The organism is Faecalibacterium faecis, assembly GCF_040096475.1.
GTDB classification, from domain to species: Bacteria; Bacillota; Clostridia; order Oscillospirales; family Ruminococcaceae; genus Faecalibacterium; species Faecalibacterium taiwanense.
Window position 1 is genome coordinate 1 of sequence record NZ_JBBMEP010000012.1, and the last position, 13,620, is coordinate 13,620.

Below are 13,620 nucleotides of genomic sequence, written 5' to 3' on the forward strand. Positions count from 1 at the left end.
GTGATATATTTTACCGGCGGAAATTCTTTTTTCCTTATAGACCAGCTCCGTAAAACGGGAACGGATGAGCTGTTGAAAAAAGAATTGGCAAAGGGAAAACTGATGATTGGTGAATCGGCAGGTGCGATTATATGCGCTCCAAGCATCCAATATATCGAGCAAATGGATGAAAAGCCGAAGGACTACTCACAAGAAGATGATGCAGGGCTTGATTTGATTGATTTCTATGTTCTTCCGCATTATCTTACAGCACCATTTAAGAAAGTTACCGAGACAATAATGACTGAATTTTCGGATTTGAATCTATGCCCTATTAACAACCATCAGGGAATTGTAATTGATGGTGAAGGTTCAAAGGTTATTTGCAAAGACTAATTTGAAAAATCCTTTTTTTGAAACTGGAAAATCGGAAGCTGAGGAGATAGACTATTGAGAACATATGAGAATAAAGACGAGCTTAAAAACGAGATAAATAAAAGTTTTGCAAAGTATATTTCAGAATTTAATGATATTCCGGAGCATTTAAAAGATAAGAGAATTGATGAGGTCGATCGAACTCCGGCAGAAAATCTTGCTTATCAGGTTGGCTGGACAACTCTTGTTATTAAATGGGAATCAGACGAAAGAAAGGGTATTCCTGTCAAAACTCCTTCGGATAATTTTAAGTGGAATCAGCTTGGCGAATTATATCAATGGTTCACAGATACATATGCTCAGCTGTCACTGCAAGAATTGAAAGACAGATTGAATGAGAATATCAACTCTATTTATGTAATGATTGATTCTCTGAGTGAGGAAGAATTATTTAAACCACATATGAGAAAATGGGCTGACGAAGCAACTAAAACAGCTGTCTGGGAAGTATACAAATTCATACATGTTAATACAGTTGCTCCGTTCGGAACCTTTAGAACCAAGATTAGAAAATGGAAAAAGATTGCACTATAACTTCCAGTTTGCCAGTATCTTAGACAGAATATGAACAACGAAAAACATCGTAGCAATACGGTGTTTTTTTGTTACCTAAAACCAACAAATTCATACATAACCACAGGTTAGTACAAATACCTTGTGTGATTTTTTGAAAGGCTTAGAACGGGGATTTTCTCCGATTTTCGCCCCTAAAAGATACACAAAAAGGTTTCAAGTATCTTTCCTGTGGTTTTTTTATTTTCAAACGGAAAGGTGGATTGATATGCCAAGAATGAGCAAGAAACGGAAACAAGAATGGGCATTGTTTCTGAATGACCGTAATCGCATTACCTACAACGAACTTTGCAGAAAATGCAGGAATGACTGTAAGCAGAGTTTCCGCTGTATCGTGGTGCTTTGCCCGAAATATTTATCGAAAAGGAGAACAAATAAAAATGATTGAAAATGAAATGACTGTCAGCGTACCTCTTGAAGTTGTCAAGGCAAGCGAAATCGAGCCGAAAGAAGTGAAATGGCTGTGGTATCCGTATATTCCGGTTGGCAAGGTTACGCTGTTGCAGGGCGATCCCGGCGATGGAAAAAGCAAGCTAATGCTTTCCATTGCCGCCCTGCTCTCAAAGGGCGAACCTCTGCCCTTTACCGAAACGGAAGAAAACGAGCCTATGACTATCATCTATCAGACAACGGAAGATGACGCCGATGATACGGTAGTCCCTCGCTTCAATTCGGCTGGTGGGAACGGAGAAAACCTCATCTTCATCAAGGAAGATGAAAAATCTTTGTCCTTTGGGGATAACCGTATTCGTGAAGCGATTGAGATGTACCACGCAAAACTTTTAATTCTTGACCCGATGAGTTCCTATATCGGAGAAAGTTGTTCGATGAACAATGCCAACGAAACACGAGCCGAGTTTAATCATCTGATAGCGGTTGCGAAAGATACAGGCTGTGCGATTGTGATTATCGCTCATATGAACAAGATGAGAGATACCAATCCCCTTTACCGTACTAACGGTTCGATTGACATTGCGGGTGCTGCAAGAAGTATTCTTGCAATCACACGCACACCGAACAAGGAAGTACCTGCGGAAAGATATTTGGTGCAGGTAAAATCCAACCTTGCCCCGACAGGCTCTGCCATTCTGTTTGAAGTATCTGAGAAAGGTGTGGACTTTATTTCCGAAATGGAAATGACAGCGGAAGAAGCGTTCCAATCCCTCGCCCCGAAAATCGGCAGACCCAACGATAAGGAAGTCAAGGCGAAAGCATTTCTGATTGAAATGCTGAAAGACAGAGAAATGCTTTCTTCGGATTGTGAAGAAAAACTTGAAGCCGCAGGGTTCAGGAAATCGACCATTAAAAAGGCAAAGAAGAACGCAGGAGTTATCTCCCGAAAGAAAGGTTTTCTGTGGTACTGGTCTTTGCCGATGGGCGATATACCGAGAGAATAAATGCAGGCTGTCTGCTGATGGGACAGTCTGTTTTTATGATTGAGGTATCAAAGGAGGTCAAGGGGGAACACCCTTGCCCACGACATCTTTGCAGACGAAGTCTGAAAGTGTCATAGTGGGTTACACACATTCAAAGAATGTTGTGTAATGGCTTCGCCCTGCCGAGAAAGGAGAGCAAAAATGGCGAAAAACAACAAGGCGGATATGAGTTGTGCAAGGGTTAAAAAGTACACCGCTTCTGATGTGAGCAAGGCAGAAAGGCACAACGAACGCAAGAATGAAACCTATGAAAATATGAATGTGATTGAGGAACGCATACCCTATAATGTGCATTTCAAAAAGCCTTTTGCCCCGACCTATATGGAACAATTAAAGCAGATGGAAACTGACGGTATGGTGTCGCTTCGAGGGCTGAGGAAAGACGCAACGCTGTTCAATGAGATTGTGATTGATGTGAACACAATGTACTTCGAGCGTAACGGCGGCTACGAATATGCAAAGCAGTTTTACGAAGAAGCATTCCATTTTATCGAGGAAAAATTCGGTGCTGATAATGTCATATCGGCTGTTATGCACGCTGATGAAATCAATGTAGCGGCAACCGAGGAACTTGGAAAAGAGGTTTACCACTATCATCTTCACGCTATGGTTTTGCCTGTGGTGGAGAAAGAAATCCTATGGAGCAAGCGTTGCAAAGATGAAAAACTGCGAGGAACGGTTAAGGAAGTTGTTCATCAAATCAGCCATTCAAAGAAATGGAAATCGGATATTCCGCTGACCGACGAAAAAGGCAATCCGCTTCTCAGAAAGAACGGAAAACCGATGTTCCGAGCTTCATACAGTATTCTGCAAGATGAATTGTTTAACCATATGACGGAGCAAGGCTTCAAAGGCTTTCAGCGTGGCGAATACGGAAGTACAGCAGAACACCTGACTTCCCTGCAATATCAAATCAAGCAGGACAAGGAACGCTTGGAGAAGTTGCAGAAGCGCATTCAGCGTGAACAGATAAAATATGAGCCTGCCCGTAATGTTTCTAAAACCTATAACGAGATTGACCGTATGGGGCAGAAAACAATCACAGGTAAAATGGCAATCTCCAAAGAGGATTATTCTGAGCTTACTGCCCTTGCCAAGGAGGGCATTACAAGTCGTGCGGAAATTAGCGAATTAGAACAGAGTGCCAACTATTACCGACAGAAATATTTTGACTGTGCAAACGCACTCGAAAGAATGAAAACTAAATACAACGAACTGAAAGAAAAGTGCAGACCTTTTCTTCAAGCGTTGGAGCATTTCCCCGAAGTTGCTAAACTTTTTACCGAAAAAGTGAAGCAACTTTTTTCTTTTAAGGAAGCACAGGAACGAGCCGAAAAAGAAGCAAGGGAAAAAGAACGACAGGAGCGTATCAAGGCTCGAAGAAACAAGCGTGGTATGGAAAGATAACCATTTCCATTATACTCACGACTTAATGACTTCTTGATATATTGAAAATCTGCGGTTACTGGGTGCTCTAATGTGAATGCCCAGCAATCAAATTTTATGAAAGAGAGGAACTGACTATATGAAAGAACAGAAATATTCTTATTCACAGCGAATTGGAAAGACAACATTCATCGTAAATGTAAAGCAGTCCGAAAATGCCAAAAAGCCTTTGAATACGGTGTTTCAGGACATCTGCAAGCACGAGGTTTTGGGCGGCTTTTTTACGGACAAATCGTTTAATTTAGAAAATCCACAAAAAGTATCTTGACAAACTCGACCCCGAAGGAACCGGCTACCGTGCGAAAACACGTTTTGCCCGGTTCTTCAATTTGCCGGAGCTGATTTCTCTGTTCAAAGAATCCGCAGATGTGCAGACGGCGGACATGCTGAACCTACCTGTGCCGCAAGCAGAGTACATCAACGAAGTGCTGAAACCGAGCGAAACACAGGAAGAAATGGTAAGTTCCTTTGCAGACCGTGCCGAGGCCGTACGCAATGGAAATGTGAATCCCAGATTCGATAATATGCTCAAAATCACAAACGATGGTCGGAAATTGGCACTCGACCAGCGTCTTATGAATGAGATGCTGCCGGATGAGCCGGAGAGTAAGGTGAATCGCTGCGTGGACAATGCGTTCAAGGTCTGGGAAGAATCTGCCTTGGATAGAGGAACACAGTTGATTTTCTGCGATTTATCGACACCAAAGGCAGATGGCACATTCAACGTTTATGATGATGTGCGGGAGAAGCTGGTGGCGAGAGGTGTTCCCCGTGAAGAAGTGGCATTTATTCACGAGTATAACACGGAAACCAAAAAGGCAGAGCTTTTTGCAAAGGTGCGCGCCGGACAGGTGCGTATCCTGATGGGGTCTACGCCGAAACTTGGCGCAGGAACCAATATTCAGGATCGACTGATTGCCCTGCATCATCTGGATTGCCCGTGGAAGCCGTCTGATCTGGAACAGCAGGAGGGACGTATTCTCCGGCAGGGAAACCGGAATAAGCAGGTAAAAATCTATCGTTACGTCACTGAAAATACGTTCGATTCGTATATGTGGCAAATTCTGGAAAATAAGCAGAAGTTTATAAGCCAAATCATGACTTCTAAATCGCCTGTCCGTGCCTGCGATGATGTGGACGACACCGCGCTGTCCTATGCCGAAATTAAGGCACTGGCAACCGGCAATCCCTACATCAAGGAAAAGATGGACTTGGATATTCAGGTCAGCAAACTGAAGCTGCTGAAAGCCAATCACACCAGTCAGATTTATAGTCTGGAATCCGATATTGCGCGTCGCTATCCACGAGAAATTACTGCGACACAGGGTCAAATCGAAGCACTGAAAACGGATATGGAAGCGGCAAAACCGCTTCTGGCGCAGGACAAAGACCACTTCTCTATGGAAATCAGCGGTAAGGTGTACAGCGAACGCAAGGAAGCAGGTGCAGCCATTATCGAGGCTTGCAAGGCTTTGAAAGCAGCAGGCACCGAGGGCAGAATCGGCAGCTACGGTGCGTTTGAACTGCATTCCCGGTTTGACAACTTCGATAAGGTGTTCCGCCTGTCCATCAAAGGCGTGTGGAACTATTCGATGGAAGTCGGCAAAGACCCGCAGGGTAACATTCTGCGCGTTACCAATGCGCTGGCAGGCATTGAAAGAACGCTGCCGCAGGTGGAACGCAGACTGGAAACCTTGGAACAGCAGTTGGCGCAGGCAAAGGAAGAAGCCAAACGTCCCTTTGCGCAGGAAGCGGAACTGGCTGAAAAATCTGCGCGCCTTGCGGAGCTGAACTCTCTGCTCAACATGGATGAAAAGGGCAGTGAGGATGCGCTGGGAGTGGACGAGGATGCAGCCGAAACCGAAGTTGCAGACAGGCCGCGCCAGCCTGTGAACTATGCAGGCCGCGTTGCAGAGCGCACTGCGGACAATGTGCGGAAACCCTCTGTGCTGGCGCAGCTTCATGCAAAACAGGCAGAGCGCAGCGCAGAACCGCAGAAATCCCAGAAGCGGAAAAGTCACGATATGGAACTGTAAATGAGAGCCGCCCCGTCAGTTTTGTCTGGCGGGGCATTTTTTTTGAAGGAGGGCATTTGCTTGACATTAACACCGATCAATTTGAAAACGGCAAACGCATTTGTGCAGCAGCATCACCGCCACCATAAACCGACGCGGGGACATAAGTTCTCCATCGGCGTATCGGATAATGGTGCGCTGGTGGGCGTTGCTATCTGCGGCAGACCTGTGGCGCGGCGGCTGGACGATGGCTATACGCTGGAAGTTAACCGTCTGTGTACAGATGGAACACCGAACGCTTGCAGCATCCTGTATGCGGCGGCGTACCGTGCAGCACGGGCAATGGGTTACAACAAAGTGATCACCTACATTCTGGATACGGAAAATGGAGCATCTCTGAAAGCTGCCGGGTACACCTGTGAGGGCAGAGCCGGAGGCTTGGAATGGAACGGCGCGAAGGCACCGAAACAGGCTGACCAATATCCGCGCCAGATGAAAACACGATGGGTCAAGAAAAAGGAGGGCTTGCATGGCAGTTGACCGCAAACAGCAGATGAAAGAAATCACGGAACGGCTGGAGCAGGGCGTAAAGGACATTTTTACATCGGAAATGTACACGACGTATCTGCGCACGATGGCAAAATTCCACAATTACAGCTTCAATAATACGCTGCTGATCGCTATGCAGCGGCCTGATGCCACACTGGTGGCAGGGTTTAACGCATGGAAGAATAAGTTCAACCGTTACGTCAAAAAAGGCGAAAAGGGCATCCAGATCATTGCTCCGGCTCCCATCAAGGAAGTGGAAGAACGCGAGAAAATCGACAAGGATACGGGCTTGGCTGTGCTGAACGAAAACGGTGAACCGGAAATGGAACGTGTGGAGTATGTGGTTCCGCGCTTCCGAGTGACGACGGTTTTTGATGTTTCACAGACCGATGGGGAACCGATTCCATCGCTGGAAGTGAACGAACTGACGGCCAGCGTCAAAGACTATGCGCTGCTTACGGCGGCAATCGAGCAGGTATCGCCTGTGCCGATGCGGTTTGATGAAATCGAAGGGGATGCCAAAGGCTATTACAGTGATGCAGACAAAGAAATCTGCATTCAGGTCGGCATGGGCGAGAGCCAGACCATAAAAACGATGATTCACGAAGTCGCTCATGCGATGCTGCATAACAGCGATTTCATGAAGCAGCGCGGCGAAGAAAAAGACAGGCTCACGAAAGAAACCGAAGCTGAAAGCATTGCATTTACGGTCTGCTCGGCTCTGGGTATTGATACGTCCGATTATTCATTTCCATATGTGGCAAGCTGGGCCAGCGGCAAGGAGATGAAGGAACTGAAAGATTCGATGGATACGATTCGATTGACCGCAGCCGACTTTCTGGAAAAGCTGGAAGCGGCAGTCGCGGAAAGGCGCGCAGAGCGCATGACCGCGATGCAGTATGCGGAAAAGCTGATTGCCAATAAGGAGCAGGAAAAAACGATTTTTGATGATGAGCAGCGCAACCTCATTGTGAATTTTGCTTTCAAGCTGGATGACCGGGCTGCAACGGAAGAATTGGTGAACGGTCTGGCGGCGGCACTGGCCGAGGATGACAAAGAAGAAGTCAACCGCCTGATGTACGATGTGCAGGAGAAAATCGAAAATCTCCCGGATGGGATGATTGGTCTTTCCGAAATGCACGACTATGGCTACCTGAAAGATGATGTGCTGCCGCTGACGAAAGAGGGCGCACGGGAATGGCATCGGCTGGGTGAGAGGATTTATCCGCTGTTTCGTGATGGCACAGCAGGCGATTATGTAAGCCAAGAGGAAATCGAGCAGCACGATGGCATTTTCGGCATTAAGGCAGACGCATGGGATGCGATTCTATTGGAACAGCGGGAAGATTATGCAGAGGACGAGTATGCACGCCTGGATTTTCAGCTGACAGTGATAAACCGTGAACAGGCTTTACGACTGTATGACGAGGGTAAGCAGATTTATCTTGTCCGCATCAGCCCGTGGCCGATTCTTGTCACGGCGCGAGAGGAAATTGAGCGCGGAAGTGATACCTTCCAGATTGCAATAGCAGATTTGGAGCAGGAGCGGAACATGACAGAACAGGAAAATATGCTGCTCAATAGCGGCGAAAAGCAGTTCGGTATTTATCAGATCACAGAACGTGACCCGGAACATAACTATCGTTTCATGGGGCTGGACTATGTGCAGAAGAAAGGCATAACGGTTTCCCGTGCAGATTATGACCTGATCTATACCGCGCCGCTTACGGAAAAGGACACGCTGGATGGCATTTATGAACGGTTCAATATCCAGCGTCCGGCAGATTTTACGGGTCATTCGCTGTCGGTCAGCGACGTGGTGGTACTCAATGATGGCAGTACAGTCAAAGCCTACTATGTGGACAGCATTGGATTTGCAGAACTGCCGGATTTTTTCAAGGAAAGGAATCTGGATTTGCAGAAAGAAAACCTTTTGAACGAAGAACTGCAGGAAATCGAAATCTTTGATAAGCCGGGTCTTTTCAGTAATGGCCGACTGCGGGATGAAGATGTGCCGGAGGGCTTATATCGCTATGATCTGCGCGGTTCGGACTACGACCCAGGCCAGCCCATTACAGTGGAGAAAACTGTGGTGGTGAACCATGCGGCATCTGTTCTGATGGCCGAAGAACTTGACCTTGGCGCGGAGGGGCGGCTGGAACTGGGTGAGGAAGGGCTGAACTTCACGGGCGCAGAGTTGACCGTGCGAGAGTTCATGGAGGAACAGCAGCAGAAAAACAATGGACTGATCCACGGCGATTCCGACCATATCGCAGTCGAGGGGCATATCGGCACATGGTACGCTATTGATGAAACGGAGATTGGCGGCGAGAAGTTCTTCCTGCTGGAGCATGAGGAACACGGCGACATGGCGGCTTGTGTTGCAGTCAATGAGTGGGGCAAGTTGGTAGCGGAGGATTTGTGGAACGGCTTCGATGAAGATTTTCAGGAGGCCGTGCAGAAATATTTCTCTGAAAAATGGAATATGCCGAAAAAAGAAGATGTGGTATCGGAGATCATTGAAAAGTCTGTGCCTGTGCCGGACAACAGCGCACAGGATTATTCGGATGTGCCTGTCTACTACGAGCCGTTCAGCTATGCCAAAGAAAATGACGAGGTGGATTTGTACCGTACATCCTATCGGCTGAACAGCGAGTGCAAGCAGGCAATCCATGAAGCGATTGCGGATAATTATGACGGGATGTACCTTGGCGATGGTGCAGTCGATCAGGTGGTGCGGCAGTACGGCATGGAGCGTGTGGGCTACATTCTGGCGAACACGCTGCATCATAAAAGTTGCGATGGCCGCTTTTCTCCCGGCAATAAGAAATGGGCAGAGCAGGTCAGCACCCCGGAACACGATGCAGACCGCATGACCTTCCGCACGGACTGGGTGGTTGACAGCCACCCGGCTATTCTGGATGGCTTTACAACGATGTTCCGGGAAGAACTGGATGCGCAGAAAGAACTGGAACAGGAGCGGCCTTTCGTAAAGCAGTTCTATGTGGTCGAAAATTTGCAGGCCGCGCCTTTGAAAATTGAGCGGTTCGGAAATCTCGACGATGCAATGTCGCAGTATCAGGCACTTCCGAACCATTGCATGAAAGCCTTGGGTGTGGAGAAGAATCCTGATCCTCTGCCGGGTTCGCTGGATATTTTGCAGTGCAGGAACGGCATTGACACCATTGTGGAGGACTACAAAACGGTTCCGGGCTGGGATAACCCGTATATCCAGAATCATGTTGTCCAGCCGTTGCAGGGGGCCTTAGCCGTGCAGGATGTGGAACTGGCCTACGAATTGCCGGATGCCTATTTCCATATCCAGACCTGTGACGATGGCTTCGACTATACCTTATATAATAAGGACTTCACAGAACAGGATGGCGGCATTCTTGAAACGGACGGAGATAAGCCTGTGCAGGAGGCTATGACGGAACTGCTCACAGAGTTCGGCTGCGATGCGGCAGAGGGTAAAGTCATGGATGCGGCAGAACTGCGGGAACAGGCTGATACGGCGGCTGAACAGCAGGCAGAAGGTTTGAAAGAAAAACTCGCTGCAGAAAGACCTGCGCTGGAAGAAACGCTCAGCTTTTATGTTGCGGAGTGTTTGGAGTTTACGTTTGCGGGAGAGTTCCACGACCATCTGACGATGGAAGAAGCCTTGGAAGCCTACGACAAGATTCCGTCTGAGCGGATGAACGCCGACAAGTGCATTGGATTCTGCATCGAGGAAGATGGTGGCTTTGTTGGAATGTATGAGCTGGTCGTGAACGATAAAGTGCAGCGCGAGAACATCAACTCCATCAACTACTTCAGGGATGATAAGCTGGTGCAGCAGGCTATCTCTGATATGGAAAAGCTGATGGCGACACGGCAGCAGAGTAAGGAGCAGGAACGCGGCAATACGAAAAAGTCTGTTCTGGATGCCCTCCGCAGTCTGAAAGCAAAAAAGCAGGAGCAGCCTGCACAGGAACAGGATAAGCCGAAGAAAGCGAAAAAGAAAGGGATGGAGTTATGAGCAATGTACGCTTTGATGAACTGGAATTGATGCTGATGGCGATGTTTGAGCAGAAAACGCTCAAAGGTACGATTCAGACGCTGACGGAAGTTCAGCAGCTTGTGGAAGAGGATGCAGAGATGGCTGTGCTTGTTCAGCAGAGCATCCAGAAGCTGCAGCAGCTGAACGAGCAGCAGTTCAAAGGGCTGGAACTGGAGTGGTATAAACCGGATGAACCGAATCAGAAAGTAGAAAGGGTGGCAGATGAATAAACAGGTCAGAGTATTCCAAATCAAGGAGATTCATCATAAGCAAAGGGCAAAATCTTATGCACAGCAGATAGAGGATGGTTTTCTGATTCATCATCAGAATTACCAAAGTGCTTATAAGGGGCAGGTAGGACCGAGTGAAACACCAGTTACAGTTCGGGGGCGTCTGGAAGAACAAAGGCCAAATACATTTATCGGCCGTCCGTTCGGAGTCAGTGATGTTATGGTATGGGATGAAGAAGAAAAGCGAAAATTCTTCTATGTCGATAAAGACGAGTTGGTTGAGTTTGGCGGTTTTACGGATATAGACTCTGCCGGAAATGTTGTTGCCCTCATGGTTCCCAATTACCAGGTTGATGGAAAAACAGGAACATGGCTCCCGTATGATAGTGAAGTTGTAGAGGGTGTCTGCTTCTTTATGATGCGGAATGAGCAACGCAGAGATGCTGTTTCTCCAATCGTGGTAGACAGTAAAGGTGTATTTGTGACAGAGGCACCGAATGGCTTTGAAAATGTTCGGGCCACTATTACAGAATATGTTCGCCGCGCTGAAAGGAAACAGCAGGATGTGACAGAACATGAAAAGTGCCTGACGAATGGAACGTATGAACGGGCGCGGGAGTCTGGCACAGAGCAGAACTACAATATGATTGATGGTTGTGTCAACAACAACCCGAAAAAGCCGCGTGTCATTGGCAACAGAGTTTCAGTGTTGGATCGGCTGCATATCAAACTGGAAAATCGAAAGCAGAAAGAACAGGGACAGCAGCAACAGCAGGAGAGAACCCTTAAAAACTAAAAATCTGTTTCCGTAAAGCAAGCCAGCCACAGGACTTTCATTCAGAGTGAAGTCTTGTGACTGGCTCTTTTTATGCAGTTTTTTAAAGAGATGGTTCGTGACTGCGTTTAGGATGTGTACGGCTATGTTGCTGTGTATGTCCTGTATCAAGGATCATATCAACATTCTGACAAGCGGTTTGTAGTTCATGGTAGTAGTCCTTGAAATAGGCATAGCTTTCATATTGTACCGCTCGCGTGGAAAGCAGTTTTTCTTTCTCAGCCCGCAAGTCCTTCATAGTGGGAATCGTGCCATCCGGGGAACTGCGTTTTAAGAATTGAGCGGCTTCCTCATATTTGGCAATTTCCTCTTGATGCTCAGAACGGTAAATCTTCTTATTGTTGGCCTGTAGAAATTCTTTATATGTGGCTTTTGTGGAGAGATACTGCCCCAGATAGTGAATCTGTTCATTCAACCGTTTCAAATCGGCATCCGTTGACTTTGCGGTATTGCGGGCATCTGACATTTTAGCGGAGAGTTCATCCCGCGCCTTTTTCAATTCGTCATAGCTGTCATAGCCGTGCTGCTGTATATAGACGATGGTATTTGCCATCTGTTGCAAATTGGAAATCTTGACTTTTTGTGCATAGGCGCGGCTCTGCTGGGCCTTTACGCAGTCTTGCAGATTCACAACCAAACGAAGATTCGATTTGATATAGAGAACGGCAATGGGGTCAGCAACACTCCATTGCTGTTTTTCTCTTTCAGCGGTGAGCGCATTGCTTTCAAAAAGCATCAGAAGATGATTGCGGTCAAAACTGGTTCCCAATGTTCGCGCAGAAATATATTTTTCCCTGTTCGGTAAAAGATAGCTGAATCGCCCACGGTGATCCTTGACAGAAATACCGGATTCAGCTTGAAGCTGTCGGCTGAACTCTTCAAATGATTTTGCACGCTTTGCTGCTGCAGTAATGGAATCCCGCAGTTTGTCCTTTTCGGTTTGAAATTTGGTTCGCATGGGTGTGAAGCCTTCTGCAATAAGTTCGGCGTTCAATTTGTCCAGATTGATCTGCCCGCGCTGTCTAGCATAATATTCCTGCTGCGTGATTTTGTTGACAGATGGGGAGAGCAAATCAACTTGATTGAGATTTTCTCTCATGCAGATGTTCATAAGAGACTGCTGTAAATGCTTCAAGTAATCTTTTGTTAGGTGGTGCTTGTAGCCGGCTTTACAGTCGATGGGACGTTCCATAAAGCTTTTTTGCGGAACATCCAGCTTTCGCAGACTGTTGATTACGATATGTACATGGATATTGCCGCTGCCGTTATGCCCGTCCATGTGGGTACAGACCAATGCCTGATGGCCAGGAAAATTTGTTTTTACATATTCCATGCCGATGGCTTGCGCTCGTTCTCCTGTGAGTCCGCATTCATCTTTATCCGCAGGATCGAAGCTGATGAGATAATGATGTGTCTTGATTTCATCATAATTCTGATTTTTATGGTACTGTGCATTGAGCATTTCACACTCTACATCAAAAAGTTCCGGTTCACAATTTATGCCATCCAGCAGAATATCCCGGCGGAGCACCCAGTTTCCATTTGCATCCAGCAGAGGTTTCTTCAAGACCTCATCGTGCTCATATTTCAAATAGTCGAGTGCCGCACCGTAGTCTGCGCTTTTACCTGCGACGTGTTTTAAGATTGCCACGATAATCACCTGCCAATTCAGCAATATCTTTCCGCATGGAGCGGAGGTCGGTCATGCAACGATTGATCTCTTCCAACATAGCGCGAGATTGGATACCACCGCTGTTAAAGAAGGCTGCAATCTGGTTCAGATTGTTTCCGATATGAGAGAGCTGCCTTGCAAAATCTCGCAGTTCTGCAATGTCGGCAACGATGTTGTAATGAACGTGAAGTTTTTCGGTTATGGCCTGTTTCCTTACATAAACGGCAACGGGATAGCCAGCCTGTTCAGCAGAACACGAAACCAGTGCGTACTCCACATCGGTAAAACGAACCATTACATTCTTAGTCCGTTTGATGCTTTCATCCTTTTTGGGGCGAGCCATAGTGTGATCCTCCTGCATTTTATAGTTGCGAAGCAACTCCCGATAAGCCGTAGGCGTTCGGCTGCGAA

12 protein-coding genes and 1 pseudogene are annotated in these 13,620 nt (G+C 47.0%); 11 read left to right on the forward strand and 2 right to left on the reverse strand.

All coding sequences use genetic code 11. The annotated features are described in order from the left end of the window. The 11 genes and pseudogenes from WMO17_RS07460 to WMO17_RS07510 all read left to right on the forward strand — a co-directional run. On the forward strand, positions 1-375 hold a 375-nt coding region (locus tag WMO17_RS07460), incomplete at its 5' end, for a Type 1 glutamine amidotransferase-like domain-containing protein (protein ID WP_349137807.1). Positions 376-429: 54 nt separating this feature from the next. Continuing rightward, complete coding sequence (locus WMO17_RS07465; RefSeq protein ID WP_055264514.1) at positions 430-948, forward strand: ClbS/DfsB family four-helix bundle protein; 519 nt, start codon at positions 430-432, stop codon at positions 946-948. Positions 949-1,195: 247 nt separating this feature from the next. Next, entirely contained in the window at positions 1,196-1,375 is a 180-nt protein-coding gene (locus WMO17_RS07470; RefSeq protein ID WP_226845240.1) for a hypothetical protein, read from the forward strand. Then, complete coding sequence (locus tag WMO17_RS07475) at positions 1,368-2,384, forward strand: AAA family ATPase (RefSeq protein ID WP_349137808.1); 1,017 nt, start codon at positions 1,368-1,370, stop codon at positions 2,382-2,384. Before WMO17_RS07470 ends, WMO17_RS07475 begins: the two co-directional genes overlap by 8 nt. A 180-nt stretch (positions 2,385-2,564) precedes the next feature. Continuing rightward, entirely contained in the window at positions 2,565-3,830 is a 1,266-nt protein-coding gene (locus WMO17_RS07480; protein WP_055286760.1) for a plasmid recombination protein, read from the forward strand. A 118-nt stretch (positions 3,831-3,948) separates the two neighbouring features. Further along, positions 3,949-4,137 carry a transposase gene (locus tag WMO17_RS07485; protein ID WP_349137809.1) on the forward strand — a complete coding sequence of 63 codons (189 nt, stop codon included), beginning with the start codon at positions 3,949-3,951 and terminating at the stop codon, positions 4,135-4,137. A 1-nt stretch (position 4,138) separates the two neighbouring features. Then, a pseudogene (locus WMO17_RS07490) lies at positions 4,139-5,905 on the forward strand (helicase-related protein); the annotation flags it as partial. Then, positions 5,906-6,424 carry an XF1762 family protein gene (locus tag WMO17_RS07495; protein ID WP_349137811.1) on the forward strand — a complete coding sequence of 173 codons (519 nt, stop codon included), beginning with the start codon at positions 5,906-5,908 and terminating at the stop codon, positions 6,422-6,424. It abuts the pseudogene before it with no gap. Next, entirely contained in the window at positions 6,414-10,451 is a 4,038-nt protein-coding gene (locus tag WMO17_RS07500) for a DUF3849 domain-containing protein (RefSeq protein ID WP_349137812.1), read from the forward strand. The genes WMO17_RS07495 and WMO17_RS07500 overlap by 11 nt, the downstream gene beginning before the upstream one ends. Then, positions 10,448-10,702 (forward strand): transposon-transfer assisting family protein, encoded by a 255-nt coding sequence (locus WMO17_RS07505; protein WP_337679615.1) that lies wholly within the window; start codon positions 10,448-10,450, stop codon positions 10,700-10,702. Before WMO17_RS07500 ends, WMO17_RS07505 begins: the two co-directional genes overlap by 4 nt. Then, positions 10,695-11,498: a DUF4316 domain-containing protein gene (locus WMO17_RS07510; protein WP_148871814.1), complete on the forward strand. Its 804-nt coding sequence runs from the start codon at positions 10,695-10,697 to the stop codon at positions 11,496-11,498. The genes WMO17_RS07505 and WMO17_RS07510 overlap by 8 nt, the downstream gene beginning before the upstream one ends. Before the next feature lie 82 nt (positions 11,499-11,580). Here WMO17_RS07510 and WMO17_RS07515 read toward each other — a convergent pair whose 3' ends face one another. Together WMO17_RS07515 and WMO17_RS07520 are read right to left on the reverse strand one after the other, a co-directional pair. Next, positions 11,581-13,188: a relaxase/mobilization nuclease domain-containing protein gene (locus WMO17_RS07515; protein WP_337679612.1), complete on the reverse strand. Its 1,608-nt coding sequence runs from the start codon at positions 13,186-13,188 to the stop codon at positions 11,581-11,583. Further along, positions 13,160-13,552, reverse strand: coding sequence for a plasmid mobilization protein (locus WMO17_RS07520; RefSeq protein ID WP_337679610.1), 393 nt, complete (start codon positions 13,550-13,552; stop codon positions 13,160-13,162). Before WMO17_RS07520 ends, WMO17_RS07515 begins: the two co-directional genes overlap by 29 nt. Positions 13,553-13,620: the final 68 nt, after the last annotated feature.